This is a genomic window from Gemmobacter sp. LW-1 (assembly GCF_001303875.1).
GTDB lineage: Bacteria > Pseudomonadota > Alphaproteobacteria > Rhodobacterales > Rhodobacteraceae > Gemmobacter > Gemmobacter caeni.
Genome location: NZ_LJSC01000010.1, coordinates 26,424 through 51,005, shown reverse-complemented (window position 1 = coordinate 51,005; position 24,582 = coordinate 26,424). Strand labels below are relative to the sequence as shown.

The following is a 24,582-nucleotide window of genomic DNA, read 5'->3' as shown; positions in this document are numbered from 1 at the left end:
CCTTTGGCAGCTCAGCTGAACGTCACCAGCGCGTGACGCTTCTTGCCGGCGGTCAGCTTCAGCGGCTCGGCGAAATCGGCCGCATGGAACTTGTGGCCCGCATCCAGCACCGGATCGTCATTCACACGGGCGCCGCCCTCGGCGATCAGGCGCTTGGCCTCTTTCCCCGAAGGCGCAAGCCCCGCACGCACGAAAAGCTGCGCTGCGGTGATGCCATCCGCCAGATCCGTGACATTCAGTGCCACCGTCGGCAGATCGGCCCCGATACCACCCTTTTCAAACACTTCGCGCGCGGTGGCTTCGGCGGCTTGTGCAGCCTCTGCCCCGTGCAGCAGCGTTGTCACCTCATTGGCGAGGATGATCTTTGCCGAATTGATTTCCGATCCGGCCAGCGCGCCCAGACGGGTGCATTCTTCCACCGGAAGATCGGTGTAAAGCTTCAGGAAGCGGCCCACATCGGCATCGGTGGTGTTGCGCCAGAACTGCCAGAATTCGTAAGGGCTCAGCATGTCGCCGCGCAGCCAGACCGCGCCGGAGGCCGACTTGCCCATCTTCTTGCCGTCCGAGGTGGTCAGCAGCGGCGAGGTCAGGCCATAGATCTCCTGATCCAGCACGCGGCGCGTCAGGTCGATGCCATTGACGATATTGCCCCACTGATCCGACCCGCCCATCTGCAACAGACAGCCGTAGCGGCGGTTCAGTTCCAGAAAATCATAGGCTTGCAGGATCATGTAGTTGAATTCGAGGAAGGACAGCGATTGTTCCCGGTCCAGCCGCGATTTCACTGATTCAAAGCTCAGCATCCGGTTCACGCTGAAATGCCGCCCGATGTCGCGCAGGAAATCGAGGTAGTTCAGGTGGTCCAGCCACTCGGCATTGTTGAGCATGATGGCGCCGCCCGGCGCATCGGAATAATCCAGATAGCGGGCAAAGACCTGCTTCATCCCGGCGATGTTCTCGTCGATCTTTTCGGGGGTCAGCAGCGGGCGTTCATCGGCGCGGAACGAGGGGTCGCCCACCTTGGTGGTGCCGCCGCCCATCAGCGTGATCGGCTTGTGCCCGGTCTTTTGCAGCCAGCGCAGCATCATGATGTTCAGCAGGTGGCCGACATGCAGCGAGGCGGCCGTGGCGTCATAGCCGATATAGGCAGGCACCACCCCCTTGACCAAGGCTTCGTCCAGGCCCTGATAATCGGTGCAGTCGGCGAGGTAGCCGCGCTCGATCATCACGCGCATGAAGTCGGATTTCGGGTGGTAGGTCATCGGACTCTCGTGTTTTATGACGCCGTGACGCGGTATAGCGGTGCAGGCGAACAAGGGGAAGCCATGTTGAAGGCGGGGCCGGTCTGGGCATTGGGGGCGATGTCGGGCACGTCGCTGGATGGCGTCGATGCGGCGCTGGTGCTGACGGATGGCGAACGCATTCTCGACTTTGGCGAAAGCGGCTATCGCCCCTATGACGAGGACGAACGCGCGGTGATCCGTGCGGCCCTTGGCCTCTGGCCCGGTGCGGCCGAAGTGGAGCCTGCGGCCGAGGTGGTGGAAACCGCCCATGCCGAATTGCTCAGCCAGTTCGGATCGGCGGCGCTGGTGGGGTTTCACGGGCAGACGCTGGCGCATGATCCGGGTGGTCTGGGCACGCATCAGGCCGGTGATGGCGCCGTACTGGCCGAGGTATTGGGTGTGCCGGTGGTCTGGGATTTCCGCAGCGCCGATGTGGCTTTGGGCGGGCAGGGGGCGCCGCTGGTGCCTTTCTTCCATTTCGCGCTGGCCCGTCATATCGGCGCGACCGAGCCGCTGGCCTTCCTGAACCTCGGGGGGGTCGGCAATGTCACATGGGTTGACCCCGCGCAGCCGGGGCCCGAGGCGGAGGGTGCCTGTCTCGCCTTCGATACCGGCCCGGCCAATGCACCGATTGACGATCTGGTGCAGGCCCGCACCGGCCAGCCGCGCGACGAGGGCGGTGTGCTCGCTGCCTCCGGTCGCTGGCAGCGGCAGATTGTCGATGGCTTCCTTGCGCATCGCTACTTCCTGCGAATGCCGCCCAAGTCTCTGGACCGAAACGATTTCCACGATCTGATCTCGGCTGTGGCGGAGCTGCCCGACGCCGATGCGGTGGCCACGCTGACCCGCGCGGCGGCAGCGGCGGTTGCGCGCGGGGCCGAACATTTCCCCCGGCCGGTGACGCGCCTTCTGGTTGGTGGAGGCGGGCGGCACAATGCCACGCTGATGGCCTATCTGGCCGAGCTGATGCCCGGCTGCGTGGTCGAGCCGGTCGAGGCCGCGGGTCTGGACGGTGACATGCTGGAGGCGCAGGCTTTCGCCTACCTTGCCGTGCGGGTGGCGCGCGGGCTGCCGACCTCGGGGCCTGCCACTACGGGCGTTCCGGCGCTGGTGGGCGGAGGCCGCATCTCGCGGCCCGGTGCCTAGGCCTGTTTCTCAGGCCAGCGCGCGCCGCGCGCGCATCATTCCGAAAGTATAGACTGCCAGCGCCGCCCAGATCATCGGGAAAGCCACGGCCTTGGCGGTGCTGAACGGTTCGTGAAACAGGAAGACCGCAACAAGGAAGATCATCGTCGGGCTGACATATTGCAGGATGCCGATGGTCGTCAGCCGCAGAAGCTTGGCCCCGTTGGCGTAAAGGATCAGCGGCACTGCCGTTACCAGCCCCGCCGAGGCCAGCATCAGTGAGTTCGTCAGATCGCCGCTGGCGAAGTGGCCCTGTCCGGTGATCGCCAGCCAGACGATCCAGGCCAGGGCGAAGGGCGACAGCAGCACCACCTCCAGCATGAAACCCTGATTGGGACCGATGGGCAGTTGTTTCTTGAACCAGGCATATGCGGCCCAGCTCGCGGTCAGGCTCAGCGCAAGCAGGGGCAGGCGTCCGGCCTCCCACGTCAGCACCGCCACCGCGCAGGCTGCCAGCGCAAGCGCCGCCGTCTGCCAGCGGTTCAGCCGCTCGCCCAGCGTCGCGGCGCCAAGAAAGACGGTCACCAGCGGGTTGATGTAATAGCCAAGCGCCGCATCCAGCGTATGCCCGTTCTGGATCGCCCAGATATAAATGCCCCAGTTGATCGAGATGATCGTGGCGGTCAGCCCGCCCATTGCCAGCATACGCGGGCTGCGCAGTGCGGCAGTCAGATCCGCCGTGCGGCCCAGCCAGATCAGTACTGCACCCGCCACCGGCACCGACCAGATCACCCGATGCGCCAGCACCTCTGCGGCGGGCACATGAGACAGCGCCTTCATGTAGATGGGCAGGACGCCCCACAGCATGTAGGCGCCCAGAGCGAAGGCAAGGCCGCGCGGCGAGTCGGTATCGGTGTTCATGCTTCCTGCCTAGAACTTCGGCAGGTCCGTCACCATGACGAACTTGTCACCGGCACAATTGCGCTCAGGCTCGCGGAATATCGAAGCCGGGCGGGGCCAGCGTGAAGCCTTCGAACCGGAAACCGGGTGAGACGGTGCAGGACACCAGCGTCCAGTCGCCGGTCGGGGCTGCCGCCTGCCAGTGATGGGCGGGCACGATGACCTGCGGCGCGTCGCCTGCCAGCACATCCGGCCCCAGCCGGATGTCGCGCGCCGGTCCTTCGGTGGTTTCTGCCAGCGACAGGATCAGCGGTGCCCCGGCATGCCAGTGCCAGATCTCCGTTGCGTCCACCCGGTGCCAGTGGCTGCGCTCCCCCGCTTTCAGCAGGAAATGAATGGCGGTGCCGCTGGGCCGGCCGGGGCTGGTGTCGTCAACCCAGGTCTGCCGATACCACCCGCCTTCGGGGTGAGGCTCAAGCCCGAGGGCGGCGATGAGGCGTTGCGCTTCGGTCATGGCGGGGGCCTTTCGGATGCGGCTTGCGGTAGGGGGCGGCGGGCATCGGCACCTCGACCTCACGCCATTCGCCGGGGGCGAGGCCGTCGATGCTCCAGTCTCCGACCGCCCAGCGGATCAGGCGCAGCGTCGGCAGACCCACGGCGGCGGTCATCCGGCGCACCTGGCGGTTCCGGCCCTCGCGCAGCGTCAGCTCGATCCAGGCATCGGGCACCGATTTCCGCTCGCGGATCGGCGGCACGCGGGGCCAGAGCCAGTCCGGCGCCGCAATTGCCCGCGCCGCAGCCGGGCGGGTCGGCCCGTCATTCAGCGTGACGCCCGCGCGCAGGGCAGCCAGCGCGGGTTCGTCCGGCACGCCCTCGACCTGCGCGAGATAGGTCTTGGCCATGCGATGCGCCGGATCGGCGATCCGCGCCTGCAACCGCCCATCATCGGTCAGCAAAACCAGCCCCTCGCTGTCGCGATCCAGCCGCCCGGCCGGGTAAACCCCCGCCACCGGCACCAGATCCGCCAGCGTCGCCCGACTGCCATCGCCGGAGAACTGACACATCACGTCGTAGGGTTTGTTCAGAAGGATGAGGCGCGCCATGGCCCGTTGTGCCACGGCAAGGGGCGGAAGGAAACCGTTGCATGGGGTTGCGCTGTCTGTTGGAGGCGGGTATCTCAAGCAAGATTTGTTATAAGATAACATATCAATACGCGACTCGACTGAAGACCAGAGGACAGCCCGGAATGAAGGAACAGGACATGCGGAAACACTCAATGACCCGGATCGGGGCATTCGCCAGCCTGGCGATACTGGCGCTGGCCGCGCCCGCGGTTGCGCAGCAGAAGGCCCCCCATGACCACGGCCACGCGCATGCGCATGCGACGGATGATGCCGTCTACAAGGGCTATTTCGAAGACAGCCAGATTGCCGCAAGGGCACTGTCCGACTGGGAAGGTGACTGGCAATCGGTCTATCCGTTGCTGATGGGCGGGGCGCTGGACCCGGTGATGCAGCACAAGGCCGAACACGGTGAAAAGACCGCCGCTGACTACCGCGCCTATTACGAGACCGGATACAGGACCGACGTGGACCGGATCGAGATTCATGGCGACAAGGTGAGCTTTCACAGCGCAGCGGGCACGGTGTCGGGCAGCTATGCCGATGACGGCTATGAAATCCTGACCTATGAGAAGGGCAATCGCGGTGTGCGCTATGTCTTCCGCAAAGTGGCGGGCGATGCCGGGGCGCCGGCCTTCATCCAGTTCAGCGACCATGCCATCGCGCCGGTGAAGGCGGGGCATTATCACCTTTACTGGGGCAATGATCGCGCGGCGCTGCTGGAGGAGCTGACCAACTGGCCCACCTATTACCCCGCCGATCTGACGGAATCGCAGATCGTGGCCGAAATGCTGGCGCATTGAGCGGGGCAAGCAGCAAAACGAAACGGGCGCCCCGCAGGGCGCCCGTTTGCTATTTCCGGCAGAAGCGGCTCAGGCCTTCAGGATGCTGCGGCCTGCGTATTCGGCGACTTCGCCCAGCATTTCCTCGATGCGGATCAGCTGGTTGTATTTCGCCAGCCGGTCCGACCGCGCGAGGCTGCCGGTCTTGATCTGCCCGCAGTTGGTGGCCACGGCGAGGTCGGCGATGGTGCTGTCCTCGGTCTCGCCCGAACGGTGCGACATGACGTTCGTGTAGCGCGCGCGATGCGCCATATCGACGGCCTGCAGCGTCTCGGTCAGCGAGCCGATCTGGTTCACCTTCACCAGCATCGAGTTCGCAACGCCCTTGGCGATGCCTTCGGCCAGACGGCGCGGGTTGGTGACGAACAGGTCGTCGCCGACCAGCTGTACCTTGTTGCCCAGCGTCTCGGTAAGCAGTTTCCAGCCGTCCCAGTCATCCTCGGCGCAGCCATCCTCGATCGAGATGATCGGATAATCGGCGCAAAGCTTCGCCAGATAGTCGACATTCTCAGCCGAGGTCAGCGACAGGCCTTCGCCTTTCATTTCATACTTGCCACCCCGGAAATATTCGGTCGAGGCACAGTCGAGGGCGAGATAGATGTCCTCGCCCGGACGATAGCCGGCCTTTTCAATGGATTTCAGTATGAAATCCAGCGCGACGCGGGTGGAGGACAGGTTCGGCGCAAAGCCACCCTCGTCACCGATGCCGGTCGAGAGGCCCGCCGCCGACAGCTCTTTCTTCAGCGTGTGGAAGACTTCCGAGCCCATGCGCACCGCTTCGCGGATATTCGCGGCGGCGACCGGCATGATCATGAATTCCTGAATGTCGATCGGGTTGTCGGCATGTTCGCCGCCGTTGATGATGTTCATCATCGGAACCGGCAGCACGCGGGCAGAGGTGCCGCCGACATAGCGGAACAGCGGCTGCGCGGTATATTCGGCGGCGGCTTTCGCGACGGCCAGCGAGACACCCAGAATGGCATTGGCGCCAAGGCGGCCCTTGTTCGGGGTGCCGTCCAGTTCGATCATGGTGCGGTCGATGCCGACCTGTTCGGTCGCGTCGAACCCGATCAGCTCTTCGGCGATCTCGCCGTTGACGGCGGCCACCGCCTCCAGCACGCCCTTGCCCATATAGCGCGACTTGTCGCCGTCGCGCTTTTCGACGGCTTCATGCGCGCCGGTCGAGGCGCCCGAGGGCACCGCCGCGCGGCCCATTGCGCCGCTTTCCAGCGTCACGTCCACTTCAATCGTGGGATTGCCGCGGCTGTCGAGGATTTCGCGGGCGTGAATGTCGATAATCGTGCTCATGGCGAGTTCCTTTGTGGGGAAGCGGTGCTCTCGGCCGCGTCTTTAGCGCGCGTCGCCCGGTGTGGGAAGGGATCGTTTGCGCAAACGCTCGCGTGCAAAGGCATAAAGCCCCGATCCGATAATCAGCGCGGCCCCGGCAAGGGTCGGCAGGTCGGGGCTTTCGGCGAAGACCACGATACCGACGATCAGCGCGAAGACCAGCCGGGAATAGCGGAAGGGGGTGATGACCGACACTTCGCCCAGCCGCATCGCCTGCACGATGGCCCAGTAGGCGGCGATGCCGAAGACCAGTGCCCCCAGCATGTAACCGGCTTCCGCAGGTGCGGGCATCCGCGCGCCGCCCGTGACCGCCAGCATCATCGGGCCCAGCAGGATCAGCGTCATGAAGCCCCAGGCCGAAATCTGCGCCGTGCTGATATCGGCGGGAATGCGGCGTGTCGCCAGATCGCGCACGGACAGACCGACCACGGCCAGCACCGACCAGAGCGAGGCGAGGCGAAAGCCCTCGAACCCCGGCCGGATGATGATCATCACGCCGACAAAACCCACCAGAATGGCGCTCCACCGCCGCCAGCCGACCTTTTCCCCCAGAAACAGCGCCGCCCCCAGCGTCACCGCCAGCGGGGTGGCCTGAAAGATCGCGGTGGCGGTGGTGAGGGGCGTCAGTGCAAGCGCGGTGACAAAGCCCAGCGTGCCGGTCATCTCGCCCAGATTGCGCAGCACCACGGCGGGATGCCAGAGGCGGCGGGTAAAGATGGGCTCCCCCCGGAACCGTGCGAAAAGGCCAAAGACCAGCCCGCCGGAGGTGCCGAGCATCAGCATGATCTGCCCGGTCGGCAGCCCCGCCGCCGCCCATTTGATAAACATGTCCTCGATGGCGAAACCCGCCATGGCCGCGACCATCAGAAGGATGCCGCGCAGGTTGTCGCGGGTATCGGTCATCGCAGGCCCTTTCCGGTTTCTCCCGGCCAGAAGCCGTCCCGTCGATCTGTAGGGGAAGGCCACGGCAGTCTCCAGTGCCAAAGTGGCAAAGGAAGGGCCTTGCATCCGCCCGCGCCGCCCGCCACCACTGGCGCGGCGGGCACAGGAGACGGGCCGATGGAAAAGAGAAGGCTGGACGGGCAGGGGCTGGCGATCCTGCTGGGCATCTCGCTGCTGCTTGCGGTGAACCAGGTCGTCGTGAAGCTGACCAACCAGGGCTTGCAGCCGGTATTCTTTGCCGGGCTGCGGTCCGCGTTGGCGGTGCCTTTCGTCGCGGGCTGGATGATCTGGCGCGGCAAGCCTCCGCGCTACACGCCCGGCACGTTGCTGCCGGGCCTGCTGATCGGCGCGGTCTTCGCGCTGGAGTTCCTGTGCCTCTTTGTGGCGCTGGACCTCACGACCATCAGCCGCGCGGTCATCATCTTCTACTCGATGCCGGTCTGGCTGGGCCTTGCCGCCCATTTCGGCCTGCCGGGAGAGCGGCTCAGCCCGCTGCGCGGGGTCGGCCTCGTGCTGGCCTTCGCGGGCACGGCCTGGGCCATTCTGGACCGGACGGGCAGCGGCGGGCAGGGCAGTCTTGCGGGGGATCTCTTCGCACTGGGCGGGGCGATCGGCTGGGCTGCCACGGCCTTTCTGGCCCGCAGGCCGCGCCTTGCCGCTGTCGGACCGGAGACGCAGCTTCTGTGGATGGTCGCGGTCTCGGCGCCGCTTTTGCTCATCATCTCCCCGGCCTTCGGGCCGCTGATCCGCGAGATCCGGCCCGAACACTGGCTGTTGCTGGTGTTGCAGGCGGCGGTCGTGGTGGCGGGCGGCTTCATCACCTGGCTCTGGCTGCTGTCGCGCTATTCCGCCGCCACGGTGGCGAGCTTCTCCTTCCTCACCCCGGTGCTGAGCCTGCTGTTCGGCTGGGCCCTGATGGGAGAGCATCTGGGGCCGTCGATTCTGGGATCGGCCGCACTGGTCGCGGCGGGAATCATCCTCGTCAACCGCCGCACCTGAGCCGCGGGCGGGTCGGGCAGGGTGTCGCAGGCAGGTCACACCCGCATGACGCGGCGGCAGGCGTCTTTGGGAGCCTTATAGCGGGTGACGCAGGGTAAGGGAAAGTTTTCCACAGTTCAGGTGCCCCGGCAGAACCCGCCGGGAACCTGCCGGATTTCCGGGCTTTTCACCGTCCCGCCCCGGATCATCCGCAAGCCATCCCCTGTTTCATCCACAGCAGGCTGAGTCGCCGCGCGCATCTATCCGTTGTGGGTAAATTTCCCGTCAACACAAATTAGCGGCCCCGGCGGCTGATTTTTCCGTTGATCGACCCCGGGATTTCCGACAATTTGTCGTCGCAGCGTCATGAGACACCAAATCTGGTGTCAGCGGGGCCGCTCTGAGGAAAATGCCACAAGATGCGCGAGGCCATGCCCGCGCGCCCTTCCGCCAAACCGGAAGGCTGGCCCTCTTTGCGTCCGGCCCGATGCGATGCCGCACAATGATAACCGGCGGGAAACCCGCCAGATGCAGATGTGACAAAGGACGGCGGGGCCAATGAAGATCGAGCGGAAGTTCACGACGGAAACCACCGGCGCATACGGCGCCATGTCCTTCTCGACCACCACCTCTGAAATCCGCAACCCGGATGGCAAGGTGGTGTTCCGCAATGAGGCGGTCGAGGTTCCGGAGGGCTGGAGCCAGGTTGCCTCGGACGTTCTGGCGCAGAAATACTTCCGTAAGGCCGGGGTTCCGGCGATCCTGAAGCGCGTGAAGGAAAAGGGCGTGCCCGAATTCCTGTGGCGCTCGGTTCCCGATTCCGAGGCGCTGGCCGCACTGCCCGAAGACGCCCGTTTCGGTGGCGAGACCTCGGCCAAGCAGGTCTTCGATCGTCTGGCAGGCGCCTGGGCCTACTGGGGCTGGAAGGGTGGCTATTTCACCTCTGAATCCGACGCCCGCGCCTATTATGACGAGATGCGCTTCATGCTGGCCCGCCAGATGGCAGCGCCGAACTCGCCGCAGTGGTTCAACACCGGCCTGCACTGGGCCTATGGCATCGACGGCCCCGGTCAGGGCCATTTCTATGTCGATTACAAATCCGGCAAACTGACCCGCTCGGACAGCGCCTATGAACATCCGCAGCCGCATGCCTGCTTCATCCAGTCGGTCAGCGATGATCTGGTGAACGAGGGCGGCATCATGGATCTCTGGGTCCGCGAGGCGCGTCTGTTCAAATACGGCTCCGGCACCGGCACCAACTTCTCGTCGCTGCGCGGCGAGGGCGAGAAACTGTCGGGCGGCGGCAAGTCGTCGGGCCTGATGGGCTTCCTCAAGATCGGGGACCGCGCGGCGGGCGCGATCAAATCGGGCGGCACCACGCGCCGCGCCGCCAAGATGGTGATCTGCGACATGGATCACCCGGATATCGAGGAATTCATCAACTGGAAAGTCATCGAGGAGCAAAAGGTCGCCTCGCTGGTGGCCGGCTCCAAGATGCACGAACAGCACCTGAACGCGATCTTCGCCGCAATCCGTGGCTGGGACGGCAGCGTGACCGACGCCTGCGATGCCACGAAAAACGAGGCACTGAAAACCGCGATCCGTGCCGCCAAGAAGGCGATGATCCCGGAAACCTATATCAACCGCGTGCTGCAATATGCGCGGCAGGGCTTCGACAGCATCGAATTCCCGACCTATGACACCGATTGGGACAGCGAGGCCTATATCTCGGTCTCCGGCCAGAATTCCAACAACTCGGTCCGCGTCACCGATGCCTTCCTGCAAGCGGTGAAGGACGATGCTGACTGGGCGCTGGTGCGCCGCACCGATGGCAAGACCGCCAAGACCGTGAAAGCGCGCGAGCTGTGGGATCAGGTTGGCCATGCCGCCTGGGCCTGCGCCGATCCGGGCATCCAGTTCCACGATACCGTCAACGCCTGGCACACCTGCCCGGAAGATGGCCCGATCCGCGGCTCGAACCCCTGTTCAGAATACATGTTCCTCGATGACACGGCCTGCAACCTTGCCTCGATGAACCTGCTGACCTTCTTCAGCGAGGGCCGGTTCGACGCGACCGCCTATATGCATGCGACGCGCCTCTGGACCGTGACGCTGGAAATCAGCGTGATGATGGCGCAGTTCCCGTCGAAGGAAATCGCGCAACTGTCCTATGATTTCCGCACGCTGGGCCTTGGCTATGCCAATATCGGCGGTCTCTTGATGAACATGGGTCTGGGCTACGACTCGGTCGAGGGCCGCGCGCTCTGTGGGGCTCTGACCGCGCTGATGACCGGCGTGACTTACGCCACCAGCGCCGAAATGGCGGGCGAGCTGGGGGCTTTCGCGGGCTACAGCCGCAATGCCGCGCATATGCTGCGCGTCATCCGCAACCACCGCCGCGCGGCCTATGGCCATGTCTCGGGCTATGAGGCGGTGAACGTCTCGCCCGTGGCGCTGGATGCCGCCAACTGCCCGGATGCTGAGCTGGTGACGCTGGCGAAATCGGCCTGGGACGAGGCGCTGAGCCTTGGCGAAAAGCACGGCTACCGCAACGCCCAGACCACCGTCATCGCCCCCACCGGCACCATCGGTCTGGTGATGGATTGCGATACCACCGGGATCGAGCCGGATTTCGCGCTGGTGAAGTTCAAGAAACTGGCTGGCGGCGGTTATTTCAAGATCATCAACCAGTCGGTTCCGGCGGCGCTGGAAACGCTGGGCTATTCCTCGGGTCAGATCGCGGAAATCGTGGCTTACGCCGTGGGCCATGCCAGCCTCGGCAATTGCGCGGGCATCAACCATACCGCGCTGATCGGCCACGGCTTCGGCCCGCGCGAGATCGAGAAGATCGAGGCGGCGCTGCCGTCCGCCTTCGACATCCGCTTTGTCTTCAACCAGTGGACGCTGGGCGAGGAGTTCTGCCAGAAGACCCTTGGCATCCCGGCCGACAAGCTGAACGATCCGGGCTTTGACCTGCTGCGCCACCTTGGCTTCACCAAGGCGCAGATCGACGCTGCCAATGACCATGTTTGCGGCACCATGACGCTGGAAGGTGCGCCCTTCCTCAAGGCCGAACATCTGCCGGTCTTCGATTGCGCCAACCCCTGCGGCAAGAAGGGCAAGCGCTTCCTGTCGGTCGAAAGCCACATCACCATGATGGCGGCAGCGCAGAGCTTCATCTCGGGCGCGATTTCCAAGACGATCAACATGCCGAATTCGGCCTCGATCGAGGAAACGCTGGCGGCATATGAACTGTCGCATTCGCTTGGCATCAAGGCCAACGCGCTCTATCGCGACGGATCGAAACTGTCGCAGCCGCTGGCTGCCGCGCTGGTCGAGGATGACGAGGAAGCCGAGGAAATCCTCGCCACCGGCACCCCGCAGGAAAAGGCCATCGTGCTGGCCGAAAAGATCATCGAAAAGGTGGTCGTGAAGGAAATCGTGCGCAGCCATCGCGAAAAGCTGCCGGAACGCCGCAAGGGCTATACCCAGAAGGCGGTTGTGGGCGGCCACAAGGTCTATCTGCGCACCGGCGAATATCAGGACGGCAGCCTTGGCGAAATTTTCATCGACATGCACAAGGAAGGCGCGGGCTTCCGGGCGATGATGAACAACTTCGCCATCGCGGTCTCGGTTGGCCTGCAATACGGCGTTCCGCTGGAGGAGTTTGTCGACGCCTTCACCTTCACCAAGTTCGAACCGGCGGGCATGGTGCAGGGCAATGACTCGATCAAGAACGCGACGTCCATTCTGGACTATGTGTTCCGCGAACTGGCGGTCAGCTATCTCGACCGCACCGATCTCGCCCATGTCGCGCCCAAGGGAGCGTCGTTCGATGAGCTTGGTGGCGGCGTGGCCGAAGGCAAGCGCGACACCAATCTGGAGCCGGTGAGCGAAAGCGCCGCCTCCAAATCGCTGGAGGTGCTGCGGCAGATCTCCTCGACCGGCTACCTGCGCAAGCGGCTGCCGAAAGAGCTTGTGGTGCTGCAAGGCGGCATGGGCGCCACCGCGCTGGGCGGCGATCCGGCGACGGTCAACATGCTGATGCCCGACGCGGCCCGCGCCACCGGCAGCACCATGGGCGCGACGACCGCGCTGGCCTCCGGCTCGGTCTCGCTGGATGCGCGCACCAAGGCGAAGATGCAGGGCTACGAAGGCGACCCCTGCGGCGAATGCGGCAACTACACGCTGGTCCGCAACGGCACCTGCATGAAGTGCAACACCTGCGGCGGCACCAGCGGCTGTAGCTGAGCCGCTGTCGGGCGCAGAAAACGAAAGGCGCGAACCGGAGAGGTTCGCGCCTTTTCAATTTGTTGCGCCTGTTTTCTTGTGTAGTGGATGAAGCGAGGGTCTCACGCCTCCGCCAGCGGTCCATAGAGGATCAGCGCCGGGCTGGTGGATTCTGTGCCATCCAGATGGGTGGCGAGGCTGGCGACGGTGAAGCGTTCCAGCCGTTCCTCGGCAGTGCTGACGCCATGGGCCAGCAGCGCGGGGGTCTCGGGCGGCAGGCCATGGGCGATCAGCGCGGCGGCCAGTTCGGGGAAGGTGCGCTTGCCCATGTAGATCACCGTTGTCGCGCCGGGGTCGGCCAGCGCGGGCCAGTTCAGCGTTTCGGGCAGGCCGCCTGTCACATCGGCGCCGGTCAGGAACTGCACCCGCCGCGCGGTCAGCCGCCGGGTCAGCGGGATCGCCGCCGCCGCCGCCGCTGCCGAGGCCGAGGTGACGCCGGGCACGATTTCAAACCCGATGCCCGCGTCGCGCAGCGCGGTCATTTCTTCCTCCAGCCGCCCGAAGATGCCCGCATCGCCGGATTTCAGCCGCACCACCTGCGCACCCGCCTGCGCATAATCGACCAGCAGGCGGTTCACATGCTCCTGCCGGGCCGAGGGCCGCCCGGCGCGCTTGCCGACCGAAACCAGATCCGCGTCGGCCCGCGCCAGATCGAGGATCGGCCCCGAGGACAGATCGTCATACAGCACCACATCGGCGGCCCCGAGCCGTTTCACCGCCTTCACGGTCATCAGGTCCGGGTCGCCGGGGCCGGAGGATACGAAGGTGACGAAGCCGGTCATGTCGCTTCTCCGATCAGGTGGAAATAGGTGCCGCTGGCCAGCCCCCGGCGCGATCCGGTTTCCGGGACGGCGGTGCCGTTGGCATCCTCGACTTGGGCGAGCGGCATATCGGGTTGCGCGAGGATGGTCGAGTAGTGAAATTCATGCCCGCGCAGCCTTGTGCCTTTGGCCATGCCGGGCATCGCGGCCTCCAGCCGTGCAAGGCGATAGCCCAAGTGCATCCTGCGCTTTTCATACGAGGTTTCAAGGCCCAGCAACCCCGCCATGCGATGCCGCTGCCCCTTCGCATCGACCAGACCGGCGCCCATCGCCATATAGCCCCCGCATTCGCCATGCACCGGGCGCGTGGCGGCGAAGGCGGTCAGGCGGGCGCGGAAACGCTCTGCCGCCGCCAGCGCGCCGGCATGCAGTTCGGGGTAGCCGCCGGGCAGCCAGCAGGTGGTGGCGCTGTCGTCGGGGCCTTCGTCGCCAAGCGGCGAGAAGGGCAGGATCTCGGCCCCCTGTGCGCGCCAGTCGGCCAGAAGATGCGGATAGGTGAAGGAAAACGCCGCATCCTGCGCCAGCGCGATGCGCTGGCCTGGGGGGGGCATGCGGCGGGCGGTGCCGGGCTGTACGCGAGTCGTCCTGGCGGCATGGCTGAGCGCGTCAAGATCACAATGCGCGGTGATGAACGCCCCGGCCTCGTCAAGGATGCGGTGCAGATCTGCGGTCTCGCCCGCCTGCACCAGCCCCAGATGACGTTCCGGCAGTTCGATCGTGGCGCGGCGCGGCAGGGCGCCGAGCACCGCAACGCCATGTGCCGCCATCCCGTCGCGGATCAGTGCCTCGTGCCGGGGGGAGGCCACACGGTTCAGGACCACCCCGGCAATGGTCAGCCCCGGACGCATGGCCTGGAACCCGAGCGCGGTGGCGGTAGCGCTTTGCGCCTGACCGGAAGTGTCGATCACCAGCACGACCGGCCAGCCTGTCAGCTCTGCCAGATCGGCACTGGCGCCGATGCCGGTCTCGCCCGCTGCCGCCACCCCGTCACACAGGCCCATGGAGCCTTCGGCCAGTACCAGATCGGCCCCTGTCGCCGCTGCCAGCAGCGCGCCGATGCGCGGCGCGGGCATGGCCCAGGTATCAAGATTGACAGAAACCCGGCCTGAGGCGGCGGTGTGAAAGGCGGGGTCGATGTAATCGGGCCCGCTTTTGAACGGCTGCACCTCCAGCCCGGCGGCACGGAACGCGGCCAGCAGCCCAAGCGTCACCGTTGTCTTGCCGGTGCCCGAGGCGGGGGCCGAGATGATCAGACCCGGTGGCAGGGAAACGGGCGGCAGCATTACAGGCCTTCGGGAAAGCGCGGATGGGTGCCGACCGGGCGATAGCGGCGGTCGTAGTCACCGGCATACAGGCGGCTTTCGCCGAAATCCTCGGCGGCCAGCGCGGGGCCGACAAGGATCAGCGCCGTGCGTTCCATCTCCGCCCCCACAGCGGTTTCCAGCGTAGAAAGCGTGGCGCGGACGATGAGCTGGTCGGGCCAGCTTGCGCGCCAGACCACGGCGACCGGGCAATCGCTGCCGTAATGCGGCGAAAGGGTTTTCACTACGGTTTCAAGCACATGTACCGAAAGGTGAATGGCCAGCGTCGCACCGGTGCGGGCAAAGTTTTCCAGCGCCTCACCCTCGGGCATGGCGGTCGCGCGGCCCGAGGTGCGGGTCAGCACCACCGATTGCGCGACGCCCGGCAGCGTAAGCTCCGTCCCCAAAGCCGCAGCCGCAGCGGCGAAGCTGGGCACGCCGGGCGTCACGTCATAGGGGATGCCAAGGGCGCGCAACCGGCGAAGCTGCTCCCCCATCGCCGACCAGACCGACAGGTCGCCCGAATGCAGCCGCGCGACATCGTGACCTTCGGCATGGGCGGTGGCGATCTCGGCCATGATCTCGTCAAGGCTCAGCGGTGCGGTGTTCACGATCCGCGCGCCGGGAGGGCAGTGGCTCAGCAGCGCCTCGGGTACCAGACTGCCCGCATAAAGGCAGACCGGGCAGGCCGCGATCAGGTCGCGGCCGCGCAGGGTGATCAGGTCGGCCGCGCCGGGGCCTGCGCCGATGAAATGGACGGTCATGCGGGGGTTCCTTGGGCAAGGGCCAGCGTCACACGCCCGCCGGGGGCAACAAGACGCGGGCAGATCAGGGTGGCGCCGGGGCCTGCGGCGGCAAGCGCGGCGGCCTCGGCGACCGAGCCAGCCCCATAGCGTGCGGGCTGGCGGGGCGAGGGGGTTTCGGTCGCCTGCGCGCGCAGGGCCGCCAGCGGTACGGCGATGACCGGGCGCCCGGCCAGCGCGGGATGTGCGGCCTTGTCCTCGGGAAGGGCGAGCACTTGGGGCGTGCAAGGCGCCAGTGCCAGTGCGGCGGCGAGGTCGGCCTCGGTGGCCGTACTGCGCAATCCGATCCCGGCGACGATCATCGGGTGACGCTCCATTGTACCACGGGGCGGGCGGCCTGCCAGTCGCGGAAGGCGCCAAGGCGGCCGCTTTGGGCAAGGTCGATGCGCAGCAGGCTGCCGCCGTGGGTGGCATGGGCCGCATAAAGCGTGGCCTCGGTTTCCAGCGTCACCGCATTGGCCACCAGCCTTGTGCCCTCGGGCAGCAGCGCCCAGAGCCGTGTCAGCAGATCGGGCGTCAGCCCGCCGCCGATGAACACCGCATCGGGGCGCGGCAGGTCCGCGATCCGTTCGGCGCTGTCGCCGTGATGAGGGTGCAGGCGATGGGCAAGGCCGAAACTTTCCGCATTGGCGCGGATATTCGGCAGCCGGTCGGCGCGGGCCTCTACCGCCGAGGCGCTGCCACCGGCAAGGCACCATTCAACCGAGACGGAGCCGGACCCTGCGCCTAGATCCCACAGATGTTCCCCCGCGCGTGGCGCCAGTGCGGCCAGCGTCAGCGCCCGCACCGGGGCTTTGGTGATCTGGCCATCGCTTTGGAACAGCGTATCAGGCAGGCCGGGAGTGCGGGGCAGGCCGGGGTCGTGCGCCTCGATGGCCGCCAGCAGGGGGGCTTCGGGGGCGTCAGACGGCGCAGGGCCGATACGCTCTTGCGGGCCGCCAAGCCTTTCCAGCAGGGTGACACGGGCGTTGGGATGGCCGTTGGCGGTCAGCCAGTCGCAGAGCCCGGTCGCCGCCGCGCCGTCGCGCAGGGTGACCAGCGCGCGGGTGCCGCGTGTCAGCAGCGGTCGCAGCCGGGCGCAGGGCGCGGCGTGAAGGCCGAGGCAAAGCACCTCCTCCATGCGCCAGCCCAGCCGGTTGCAGGCCAGTTGAAAGGACGAGGGCGTGGGGTGGCTGACCCATTCTCCGGGCGCAAGGTCGCGGATCAGGCTGCCGCCCGCGCCATGCCAGAACGGATCGCCGGAGGCCAGAACCACGGTGCGCCGCCCGCGCGCCGCCAGCACCGGGGCGGTGGAAAACGGCACCGGCCAGGCGACACCCCGCGACCCCGCCTGTGCCAGCGCCAGATGGCGCGGCCCGCCGATGATGATTTCCGCCGCATCCAGCAGGTCACGACTTGCGGCGGGCAGCCCGTCAAGGCCATCTTCGCCCAGACCGAGGATATGGAGCCAGGGATCAGCCATGACGCGCATTCTTCTTCTGGGCGGCACGACCGAGGCGAGCGCCCTTGCCCGCGCTTTGTCCGGGGTCGGGGCGGATGCGGTGTTTTCCTATGCCGGGCGCACCGATGCGCCCCTGGCCCAGCCCCTGCCGACCCGTGTTGGGGGCTTTGGTGGGGCCGAAGGGCTGACGGCCTGGCTGCGGGCCGAGGGGATCACGCATGTGGTCGACGCGACCCATCCCTTCGCGGCGCAGATGAGCCACAACGCCGTTGCGGCCTGTGCCACCACCGGCGTTGCGCTGGCCGCGCTGGAGCGTCCGGCATGGCAGGCCGGGCCGGGCGACCGCTGGACCTGCGTGCCTGATTTGGCGGAAGCGGTGGCGGCGGTGCCCAAGGCGGGCGCGCGGGTGTTTCTGGCGATCGGCAAGCAGCATGTCGCGGATTTCGCCCGGAAACCCGGTAACCACTATCTGCTGCGGCTGGTCGATCCGCCGGGCGTGCTGCCGCTGCCAGATGCGAAGGCGGTGGTGGCGCGCGGTCCCTTCGATCTGGCGGGCGATCTGGTTTTGATGCGGGACCATCGCATCACCCATGTCGTCGCCAAGAATGCCGGGGGCAGCGGCGCGCGCGCGAAGCTCGATGCCGCGCGTGACCTGGGTTTGCCGGTTGTGATGATCGACCGGCCCGCGATCCCGCCGCGCGCGCGGTTCGGCGATGTCGCGAGCGTCATGGGCTGGCTGGCGCGCTGACCTGGCCGCCGCGCAAGTGGCGGGGACAGGATGCCTCCGGCGGGGATATTTGGGCCAAGATGAAACTGCGGCGCGGTGCATCAGGCGGACCTTGGGGTGTAGATGTAGGGGCCGATGCGGCGGGTCGCGGAATTGCCCACCAGAACGACCGTGCGCATGTCGGCCATATCCTCGGTCGCCTCGGCCAGTGCGACGGTGCGCAGGTGCTGTTCCGGGGTGGAGACCGCACGGGCAAAGGTGATCAGCCGCGCGGGGTCACAACATTCGCGCAGGATCTCCAGCACGCGGGCAAACTGGTGCGGGCGGGATTTTGACCGGGGGTTGTAGAAGGCCATGGCGAAATCCGCCTCGGCGGCAAGCCGCAGGCGGCGTTCGACCAGCGCGAAGGGCTTGAGATTGTCGCTGAGGTTGATGGCGCAGAAATCATGGCCCAGCGGTGCCCCGGCGGCGGCGGCGGCGGCCAGCATCGCCGTGATGCCGGGCAGCACGGTGACGGGCACATGGGCGAGGTCGGGCCGCGCCTCCAGCGCCTCGAATACCGCGCTGGCCATGGCGAAAACGCCGGGATCGCCCGAGGAGACCACGACAACCCGCGCGCCTTGCGCCGCCATTTCAAGCGCATGGGTGGCACGGTCCAACTCCACCCGGTTGTCCGAAGGGTGCAGCGTCAGGCCCGGGCGCGGCGTCACGCGGGCGACATAGGGGATGTAGCCCACCACATCGGTGGCCTGATCCAGCGCCGCCGCAACCTCGGGCGTGACCTTCTCCGCCGCGCCAGGGCCAAGCCCCGCGATGATGACCGTGCCGGTCATTCCGCGATCTCCGGCCGACGGCCATGGCCATGCACCAGAACCACGGCGAAATAGGGGCAATCGGCGGTATCCACCTCGGCCAGCGGCGCGATGCGCTGGCCCGGCATGGTGCCGCGTTCGACCAGCCAGGCCTCGGACAGGCGGCCCGCGCTTTCCAGCGCGCGGCGGATCTTCGGCAGGTTGCGCCCGGTCTTCATCACCGCCAGCGCATCGGCGCGCTGCATATGCGCCACCAGATCGGGTTCGGGCAGGGTACCCATCAGCACGCTCAGCACGTCGTCGCCCCAGGTGATGGGCTGGCCGGTGGCGTGCCAGCAGCCCGCCATGCCGGTGATACCGGGGATCACGCTGACCTCCACCCGGTCCTTCAGCCGGGCGTAGAGATGCATGAACGAGCCGTAGAAGAAGGGGTCGCCCTCACAGAGCACCACGACCTCGCCGGGCAGGCTGGCCAGCCGGTCAGCCCAGGCGTCATAGAACCGCGCCAGCGCCCCGATATATTCGGGGCTGTCGAAGGGCAGTTCGGTGGTGACCGGATATTCCATCGCATATTCGGTGACACCGGGGGCGAGCATCCCCTCGACGATGCTGCGGGCCTGACCGCGCCGCCCGGCCTTGCGGAAATAGGCGATCTGGCTGGCACCACGCAGGGCGCGGTCGGCACGGACCGAGATCAGGTCGGGGTCGCCCGGGCCAAGCCCGGCACATATGATGCGGGCCATGGCCTATTCCTTCCGGCTGGCAAGCGCGTTGACGGCGGCGACCGCGATGGCCGAGCCGCCAAGCCGCCCCTCGACCGCCATGGCCGGGCAGGGCGGGGCTGCCATCAGTGCGGCCTTCGATTCCGCCGCGCCGATGAAGCCGACGGGGCAGCCGATGATCGCGGCAGGGCGTGGGGTGGCGGGGTCTTCCAGCAGGTTCAGCAGGTGGAAAAGCGCGGTTGGCGCATTGCCGATTGCGATGATCGCGCCTTCCAGATGCGGCCGCCACAATTCGACTGCCGCAGCACTTCGGGTATTGCCCATGGCGCGCGCAAGCTCCGGCACCTCCGGGTCATGCAGAGTGCAGATGACCGCATTGCCCGCAGGCAGGCGCGGCCGGGTGATACCCTCGCTGACCATGCGCGCATCACAAAGGATCGGGGCACCCGCCTCCAGTGCCGCCCGTGCCGCCACCGCCATGCCGGGGGTGAAACGGATGTGCTGCTCCAGCCCCACCATCCCGGCGGCATGGATCATACGGACCGCGACAATCTCCTCCTCCGGCGTGAAGCGCGCCAGATCGGCCTCGGCCCGGATCGTGGCGAAGGAATGCAGATAGATCGTGGCGCCATCGGTTTCATAGAGGTGTGGCATCGGGGTCGCTCAGTTGTTCGGGCCGGGCCAGGAGCGCGGCGGCGGTGGTATGGGAAAGCGCCGGCGCATCGGCGCGGCCATTGCGGATGAGGGCAAAGCCCTCGGGCGTGGCGGTCAGGGTCAGGGGGGCGGGGCCGGGATGGGCACACCCCTTGGCGCAGCCCGAGACATGCGTGAGCCGGTCCAGATGCGGTGCAAGCTGCCGGGCCAGATCACGGACCGGCTGATGCGCCTGCCCGCAACCGGGGGCGCCGGTGCAGGCGATGACGCGCAGAAGCGGGTCGGCCGGATCGGTGATCAGGCCGGGCAGGTCCGGCGCCTGATCGGCGCACTCCACCAGCAGCATGCGCCAGGGCGTCACCCGCAGCGCGCCGAACCGCGCCAGCGCGGCAAGCGTTCCGGCCTCCATCTGCCCGAAGGCGAAGCCTACCAGCACGCCACCCGGCACCGGGCCGGGGCGGGGCTCAAATCCCTGCGCTGTGGTTTCGATCCCGAAGCCCGGCGGCAGGGCACCGCTGCGGATCAGTGCCGCCATCCGGCCTCGCCCGCCCTGTACGCCGCCTGCGGCCAGAAACCAGCGTGCCAGCTCCAGCGCCTCGGTTGCCGCCGTGTCCGGCGGAACCGGCTTCGCCAACGCTGTGCCATCGGGGCGCAACAGCAGCGCGTCGCCATGCCGCTCGATCCGAATGTCGGCGGCGGTGGCCTCCAGCACGCGTGCCGCGCCGGTATCGACCGCGAAGCCAAATTTTCCCGGCAGGTCCGGCGCATCCGGCGCCGCCAGAGCCGCCGTCAGATCCGCCGCGATGCGCAGCGTCAGCGCGTCGTGAAACGGCTGCACCACGATGTTGCGGCGCGTTTCGGTGGCCACATCGGCGTCGATCAGCCCCAGACAGCGCAGCCCATCCACCAGCGCGCCATGGCTTTCCGCCCGCACCCCGCGCAGCTGCACATTGGCCCGCGCCGAAAGGTCGATCCGCCCGTTGCCATGCGCGGCGGCCAGAGCGGCAATCCCCGCCGCCTGTTCCATGCTCAGCCGCCCCAGCCGGGGCCGCACCCGCACCACCAGCCCGTCGCCCGAGACCATCGGCCGCAACGCGCCGGGGCACCAGCCCTGAATGACCGGGTCTGGCCCCGGCGGCCTGCTTTCATCTTGGCCCAAATATCCTCGGGGGGAGGGGGCGTAGCCCCCGCGGGGGGCAGACAGCCCCCCGGCGACCGGAACGCCTTTGCCGACGCCGCTCATGCCGCACCCTCCAGCCAGGCTGCGATGGAATTGCGCCGCGTCACCCACAGCCCTGTCGCATGCAGGGCGTGAAAGCGGTCGCGCAGCGCGGCCAAAGCCTCGGGGTTCTCGCGTTCCAGAAACGCCACCACCTCGGCCCGGCCCAGGGTTGCCTCGTGGCAGAGGTCGAACAGATGGCCCGGCACGGCGCGGGTCAGATGGGCGAAGGCAGCAAGGTGATCCACGGTCGCCACGATTTCCGCCGCGCCGCGAAAGCCGTGACGCATCATCCCCTCGGCCCAGCCTGCGTGGGTGGCGCGGGCGCGCACCACGCGGGCGATCTCCTCGCCCAGCAGGCGAGCCTGCGGCCGGTCGGGGCGGGTGGCGTCCAGATGGTAAAGCGGCACGGTCCCGGCGCCCAGCCGCGCCAGCGCGGCGGCAAAGCCGCCCTCATGCGCGGCATGATCGGCGGCCAGCAACAGGTCGGTTTCGGGCAGATCCTGCACATGGGCGAAGCCCTCGGCCCCGCGCAGCCGCGCCTCCAGCGCCGCCCGGTCGGGGGTCACCGCGCCCTGCGCGTCGATGGCCCATTCCGAGGCGTTCAGCCAGGCCTCGCCCGCCGCCGCGAGGGCGGCATCGGAATAATCCTCCAGCGCGGCGCCCATACCGGTGCCGTAAAGGCCCGGCTTCGGGCCAAAGACGCGGGGGCCGGGGGCGGCGGCATAGGGGTTCTCACCCTCGTCCCGGTCGGCCAGCGCGCCCACCGCCTGCTGGAACAATTGCGCAAGCCCCGGAAAGACATCGCGGAACAGGCCTGACACCCTCAACGTCACATCGACGCGCGGGCGGCCCAGAAGGGCGGGCGGCACGATTTCAAACCCCGAAACACGGGCCGAGCCTTCGTCCCAGCGCGGCGCCAGCCCGGCCAGATGCAGCGCCATGGCAAATTCCTCGCCCGCCGTGCGCATGGTGGCCGACCCCCAGAGGTCCACCACAAGCGCGCGCGGGTAATCGCCCTGATCCTGCAAATGCCGCCGGATCAGCTCTTCCGCCAGTTTCACCCCCTGCGCATGGGCGGCGCGGCTGGGTACGGCGCGCGGATCGACGGCATACAGGTTGCGCCCGGTCGGAAGCACATCCAGCCGTCCCCGCACCGGGGACCCCGATGGCCCCGGCGCCACATGCCGCGCGTCCAGCGCCGTCAGCAGCCCCGCGGCCTCGCCCTCTGCCGCGCCATAGACATGCAGCCCCTCGCCATACTGGCTTTCCTTCACGTCGCAGACGAAACGGTCGATCCGCACCATCGCCTCGGCGGCAGAGGCATCGGGGGCAAGGCCCAGATCGGCCTCGACGCCCGCCGCCTGCGCCTCGGCCCGCAGATCGGCCACCAGCCGGTCGCGGCGCGCGGGGTCCAGCCCGTCGGCGGTGGAATATTCGTCCAGCAGCCGCTCCAGCCGCAACAGCGCGGGGGGCGTGCCCGCCTGCGTCAGCGGCGGCGGCATATGGCCCAAGGTGACCGCACCGATGCGGCGCTTGGCCTGCGCCGCCTCGCCGGGATCATTGACGATGAACGGGTAGATCACTGGCAGATCGCCCACCAGCGCCTCGGGCCAGCAGGCATCGGATTGCGCCACCGCCTTGCCGGGCAGCCATTCCAGCGTGCCGTGCGCGCCGACATGGATCAGCGCATGAAGCCCCTGCGCCCGCAGCCACAGGTAGAAGGCCACATAACCATGGCAGGGCACGCGGCCAGTGTCGTGATATTCGCCATCACGCAATGCCGCCGTGCCGCGTTCCGGTTGCAGCGCCACCAGCGCCGCGCCCCGACGCAGCGCCCGGAAGCGGAAGAACTGGCCCTCGCAAGCCGGGTCATCCTCGGGGGCGCCCCATGTGGCGTGCAGGGCCGTTTGCAGCGGCGCGGGCAGGGCAGCCAGCGCGGCGCGATAATCCGCCAGCGGCCAGTCGAGCGTTTCGGCCTGAAGCGCGCGGCCCAGATCCGTGCCGGGCGTCACCGCGTAGCCCGCGCTGCGGAGCGTTTCCACAATGGCCTCTGTCGAGGCCAGCGCATCCAGGCCAACGGCATGGGCAAGGTTCCAGCCCTTGCCGGGATAGGTGGACAGCACCAGCGCCAACCGCCGTTCCGCCACAGGCGTGGCGCCCAGCCGATAGCGCGCGGCAACCTTGTCGATCACCGCTGCCACGCGGCCCTCGTCAGCGCGATGCACGAAGCGCGAGAATTGCAGGTCAGGGTCGCGGGGGCTGGGTTGCTTGAAGCTGACTACCCCGGCGAAGATCCGGCCATCGACCTCGGGCAACACGACATGCATGGCCAGATCGGCGGGCGACAGCCCGCGTTCTGCGGCGACCCAATCCTTGCGCCGCGCGGTCGACAGCGCCACCTGCCAGACCGGACAGCCAGTGGCATCCAGCGGCGAATGACCAGCCTCGCCCCTGGCGGAAAAGGCGGTGGCATTGATCACCGCCACCGGCTGCGCGGCGTGCAGCGCCTCGGCGACCAACGCGGCATGCGGGCCTTTCAGCGAGGGGGCGAACAGGCCGAAAGCCCGGAAACCCCGCGCCCGTGCCGCACGGATCAGCACATCCAACGGGTCGGTATCAGCGGCGGTCAGGTAAGATCGGTAAAACGTGACGGCGATCAGCGGCGCTTCACCTTCGGGCAAGGCGATGACGCCCCGGTCAGGGCAATACCAGCCGCAATCGGGCAGGGTCTTGGCCCCGGCCACCGGCGCCATGTAAAGCCCCGCCGCCAGCGCGAGCTGCGCCAGCGCCGCCTGCGCTGCCACCGCGCCGCCCGCGTCACACAGCACCGCCAGACGGCGCAACGTGCCGCTGGGCAGGGTAGAAAGGTCGTCCAGCCGCGCATCCGGCCGCCCGTCGGCGGGCAGCACCGCCAGCGCGATGCCCTTGCGTCGGCACAGATCCTGCACCGAGGCGAGGCCATAGGGCCAATAGCTTTCACCGCCGATCAGCCGGACCAGAATGCCCTTCGCCCCGGACAGCGTCGCCTCGACATAGGTATCGACCGACACCGGATGGCGCAGCGCCACCAGATTGACCAGCCGCAGCGAAGGCACATCGCCCGCCGCTTTCGCCCGCTGCCATCCTGCCGCGAAAGCGCCAAGGTCGCTGTCGGAAAATGACAGAACCACCAGATCCGCCGGGCTTTGCCCCGGATCGAACGGCGTGTCGGTCTCCTCCAGCCCGTGACTTTCGCGGAAGACGACGTGCAA

The 24,582-nt window shown here is 67.5% G+C and carries 21 protein-coding genes; 5 read left to right on the top strand and 16 right to left on the bottom strand.

The genetic code is table 11. The annotated features are described in order from the left end of the window. Positions 1 to 11 precede the first annotated feature (11 nt). Positions 12 to 1,262 carry a tyrosine--tRNA ligase gene (tyrS, locus tag AO684_RS01525; RefSeq protein ID WP_054300985.1) on the bottom strand — a complete coding sequence of 417 codons (1,251 nt, stop codon included), beginning with the start codon at positions 1,260 to 1,262 and terminating at the stop codon, positions 12 to 14. A 63-nt stretch (positions 1,263 to 1,325) separates the two neighbouring features. Here tyrS and AO684_RS01520 point away from each other — a divergent pair, with 63 nt between their 5' ends. Beyond that, on the top strand, positions 1,326 to 2,429 hold the full coding sequence (locus tag AO684_RS01520) for an anhydro-N-acetylmuramic acid kinase (RefSeq protein ID WP_054300984.1): 1,104 nt from the start codon (positions 1,326 to 1,328) through the stop codon (positions 2,427 to 2,429). Between the two features lie 9 nt (positions 2,430 to 2,438). Here the strand turns inward: AO684_RS01520 and rarD are convergent, their stop codons facing one another. From rarD to AO684_RS01505, 3 genes are all read right to left on the bottom strand, one after another. After that, positions 2,439 to 3,329: an EamA family transporter RarD gene (rarD, locus tag AO684_RS01515; RefSeq protein WP_054300983.1), complete on the bottom strand. Its 891-nt coding sequence runs from the start codon at positions 3,327 to 3,329 to the stop codon at positions 2,439 to 2,441. Between the two features lie 64 nt (positions 3,330 to 3,393). Then, a complete protein-coding gene (locus AO684_RS01510; protein ID WP_054300982.1) occupies positions 3,394 to 3,822 on the bottom strand; it encodes a cupin domain-containing protein in 429 nt (142 codons plus the stop codon). Further along, positions 3,782 to 4,411 carry a pseudouridine synthase gene (locus tag AO684_RS01505; RefSeq protein ID WP_054300981.1) on the bottom strand — a complete coding sequence of 210 codons (630 nt, stop codon included), beginning with the start codon at positions 4,409 to 4,411 and terminating at the stop codon, positions 3,782 to 3,784. Before AO684_RS01505 ends, AO684_RS01510 begins: the two co-directional genes overlap by 41 nt. Positions 4,412 to 4,569: 158 nt before the next feature. Here AO684_RS01505 and AO684_RS01500 point away from each other — a divergent pair, with 158 nt between their 5' ends. Continuing rightward, positions 4,570 to 5,232, top strand: coding sequence for a metal-binding protein ZinT (locus tag AO684_RS01500; protein WP_235451186.1), 663 nt, complete (start codon positions 4,570 to 4,572; stop codon positions 5,230 to 5,232). A 69-nt stretch (positions 5,233 to 5,301) separates the two neighbouring features. Here AO684_RS01500 and eno read toward each other — a convergent pair whose 3' ends face one another. After that, entirely contained in the window at positions 5,302 to 6,579 is a 1,278-nt protein-coding gene (gene eno, locus AO684_RS01495) for a phosphopyruvate hydratase (RefSeq protein ID WP_054300980.1), read from the bottom strand. Positions 6,580 to 6,621: 42 nt separating this feature from the next. Further along, positions 6,622 to 7,521, bottom strand: a complete 900-nt coding sequence (locus tag AO684_RS01490) for a DMT family transporter (RefSeq protein WP_054300979.1) — start codon at positions 7,519 to 7,521, stop codon at positions 6,622 to 6,624. A 156-nt stretch (positions 7,522 to 7,677) separates the two neighbouring features. On the opposite strand from AO684_RS01490, the gene AO684_RS01485 reads away from it, so the two are divergent. Together AO684_RS01485 and AO684_RS01480 are read left to right on the top strand one after the other, a co-directional pair. Next, positions 7,678 to 8,559, top strand: a complete 882-nt coding sequence (locus AO684_RS01485) for a DMT family transporter (RefSeq protein WP_054300978.1) — start codon at positions 7,678 to 7,680, stop codon at positions 8,557 to 8,559. Positions 8,560 to 9,096: 537 nt separating this feature from the next. After that, positions 9,097 to 12,789, top strand: a complete 3,693-nt coding sequence (locus AO684_RS01480; RefSeq protein WP_054300977.1) for a vitamin B12-dependent ribonucleotide reductase — start codon at positions 9,097 to 9,099, stop codon at positions 12,787 to 12,789. 101 nt (positions 12,790 to 12,890) lie between these two features. On the opposite strand, the gene cobA is transcribed toward AO684_RS01480, so the two are convergent. The 5 genes from cobA to AO684_RS01455 are packed head-to-tail and all read right to left on the bottom strand — an operon-like array spanning position 12,891 to position 17,215. Continuing rightward, the gene (gene cobA / locus AO684_RS01475) at positions 12,891 to 13,610 is read right to left on the bottom strand and encodes a uroporphyrinogen-III C-methyltransferase (RefSeq protein WP_054300976.1); all 720 of its coding nucleotides are present in this window, start codon (positions 13,608 to 13,610) and stop codon (positions 12,891 to 12,893) included. Continuing rightward, on the bottom strand, positions 13,607 to 14,932 hold the full coding sequence (locus AO684_RS01470) for a cobyrinate a,c-diamide synthase (protein WP_054300975.1): 1,326 nt from the start codon (positions 14,930 to 14,932) through the stop codon (positions 13,607 to 13,609). Before AO684_RS01470 ends, cobA begins: the two co-directional genes overlap by 4 nt. Then, entirely contained in the window at positions 14,932 to 15,714 is a 783-nt protein-coding gene (cobM, locus tag AO684_RS01465; RefSeq protein ID WP_054300974.1) for a precorrin-4 C(11)-methyltransferase, read from the bottom strand. The genes AO684_RS01470 and cobM overlap by 1 nt, the downstream gene beginning before the upstream one ends. Next, on the bottom strand, positions 15,711 to 16,055 hold the full coding sequence (locus AO684_RS01460; RefSeq protein WP_054300973.1) for a cobalamin biosynthesis protein: 345 nt from the start codon (positions 16,053 to 16,055) through the stop codon (positions 15,711 to 15,713). The genes cobM and AO684_RS01460 overlap by 4 nt, the downstream gene beginning before the upstream one ends. Then, positions 16,052 to 17,215: a bifunctional cobalt-precorrin-7 (C(5))-methyltransferase/cobalt-precorrin-6B (C(15))-methyltransferase gene (locus AO684_RS01455; protein WP_054300972.1), complete on the bottom strand. Its 1,164-nt coding sequence runs from the start codon at positions 17,213 to 17,215 to the stop codon at positions 16,052 to 16,054. Before AO684_RS01455 ends, AO684_RS01460 begins: the two co-directional genes overlap by 4 nt. Between AO684_RS01455 and AO684_RS01450 the strand changes: the two genes are divergently transcribed. Beyond that, positions 17,214 to 17,942, top strand: a complete 729-nt coding sequence (locus AO684_RS01450) for a cobalt-precorrin-6A reductase (RefSeq protein WP_054300971.1) — start codon at positions 17,214 to 17,216, stop codon at positions 17,940 to 17,942. The two genes, AO684_RS01455 and AO684_RS01450, sit on opposite strands and share 2 nt — an antisense overlap. Positions 17,943 to 18,022: 80 nt before the next feature. Here the strand turns inward: AO684_RS01450 and cobJ are convergent, their stop codons facing one another. The 5 genes from cobJ to cobN form a co-directional block, all read right to left on the bottom strand. Next, positions 18,023 to 18,754, bottom strand: coding sequence for a precorrin-3B C(17)-methyltransferase (gene cobJ / locus AO684_RS01445; protein ID WP_054300970.1), 732 nt, complete (start codon positions 18,752 to 18,754; stop codon positions 18,023 to 18,025). Continuing rightward, on the bottom strand, positions 18,751 to 19,476 hold the full coding sequence (cobI, locus tag AO684_RS01440; RefSeq protein ID WP_054300969.1) for a precorrin-2 C(20)-methyltransferase: 726 nt from the start codon (positions 19,474 to 19,476) through the stop codon (positions 18,751 to 18,753). Before cobI ends, cobJ begins: the two co-directional genes overlap by 4 nt. Before the next feature lie 3 nt (positions 19,477 to 19,479). Further along, the gene (locus tag AO684_RS01435) at positions 19,480 to 20,109 is read right to left on the bottom strand and encodes a precorrin-8X methylmutase (protein WP_054300968.1); all 630 of its coding nucleotides are present in this window, start codon (positions 20,107 to 20,109) and stop codon (positions 19,480 to 19,482) included. Next, a complete protein-coding gene (locus AO684_RS01430) occupies positions 20,093 to 21,193 on the bottom strand; it encodes a precorrin-3B synthase (protein ID WP_054300967.1) in 1,101 nt (366 codons plus the stop codon). Before AO684_RS01430 ends, AO684_RS01435 begins: the two co-directional genes overlap by 17 nt. A 155-nt stretch (positions 21,194 to 21,348) precedes the next feature. Continuing rightward, a complete protein-coding gene (gene cobN, locus AO684_RS01425; RefSeq protein ID WP_054300966.1) occupies positions 21,349 to 24,582 on the bottom strand; it encodes a cobaltochelatase subunit CobN in 3,234 nt (1,077 codons plus the stop codon).

Coding starts and splice junctions, on each gene's coding strand:
- tyrS (WP_054300985.1), bottom strand. CDS start 1,262: ATGACCTACCACCCGAAATCCGACTTCATGCGCGTGATGATCGAGCGC.
- AO684_RS01520 (WP_054300984.1), top strand. CDS start 1,326: ATGTTGAAGGCGGGGCCGGTCTGGGCATTGGGGGCGATGTCGGGCACG.
- rarD (WP_054300983.1), bottom strand. CDS start 3,329: ATGAACACCGATACCGACTCGCCGCGCGGCCTTGCCTTCGCTCTGGGC.
- AO684_RS01510 (WP_054300982.1), bottom strand. CDS start 3,822: ATGACCGAAGCGCAACGCCTCATCGCCGCCCTCGGGCTTGAGCCTCAC.
- AO684_RS01505 (WP_054300981.1), bottom strand. CDS start 4,411: ATGGCGCGCCTCATCCTTCTGAACAAACCCTACGACGTGATGTGTCAG.
- AO684_RS01500 (WP_235451186.1), top strand. CDS start 4,570: ATGCGGAAACACTCAATGACCCGGATCGGGGCATTCGCCAGCCTGGCG.
- eno (WP_054300980.1), bottom strand. CDS start 6,579: ATGAGCACGATTATCGACATTCACGCCCGCGAAATCCTCGACAGCCGC.
- AO684_RS01490 (WP_054300979.1), bottom strand. CDS start 7,521: ATGACCGATACCCGCGACAACCTGCGCGGCATCCTTCTGATGGTCGCG.
- AO684_RS01485 (WP_054300978.1), top strand. CDS start 7,678: ATGGAAAAGAGAAGGCTGGACGGGCAGGGGCTGGCGATCCTGCTGGGC.
- AO684_RS01480 (WP_054300977.1), top strand. CDS start 9,097: ATGAAGATCGAGCGGAAGTTCACGACGGAAACCACCGGCGCATACGGC.
- cobA (WP_054300976.1), bottom strand. CDS start 13,610: ATGACCGGCTTCGTCACCTTCGTATCCTCCGGCCCCGGCGACCCGGAC.
- AO684_RS01470 (WP_054300975.1), bottom strand. CDS start 14,932: ATGCTGCCGCCCGTTTCCCTGCCACCGGGTCTGATCATCTCGGCCCCC.
- cobM (WP_054300974.1), bottom strand. CDS start 15,714: ATGACCGTCCATTTCATCGGCGCAGGCCCCGGCGCGGCCGACCTGATC.
- AO684_RS01460 (WP_054300973.1), bottom strand. CDS start 16,055: ATGATCGTCGCCGGGATCGGATTGCGCAGTACGGCCACCGAGGCCGAC.
- AO684_RS01450 (WP_054300971.1), top strand. CDS start 17,214: ATGACGCGCATTCTTCTTCTGGGCGGCACGACCGAGGCGAGCGCCCTT.
- AO684_RS01455 (WP_054300972.1), bottom strand. CDS start 17,215: ATGGCTGATCCCTGGCTCCATATCCTCGGTCTGGGCGAAGATGGCCTT.
- cobJ (WP_054300970.1), bottom strand. CDS start 18,754: ATGACCGGCACGGTCATCATCGCGGGGCTTGGCCCTGGCGCGGCGGAG.
- cobI (WP_054300969.1), bottom strand. CDS start 19,476: ATGGCCCGCATCATATGTGCCGGGCTTGGCCCGGGCGACCCCGACCTG.
- AO684_RS01435 (WP_054300968.1), bottom strand. CDS start 20,109: ATGCCACACCTCTATGAAACCGATGGCGCCACGATCTATCTGCATTCC.
- AO684_RS01430 (WP_054300967.1), bottom strand. CDS start 21,193: ATGGTCTCGGGCGACGGGCTGGTGGTGCGGGTGCGGCCCCGGCTGGGG.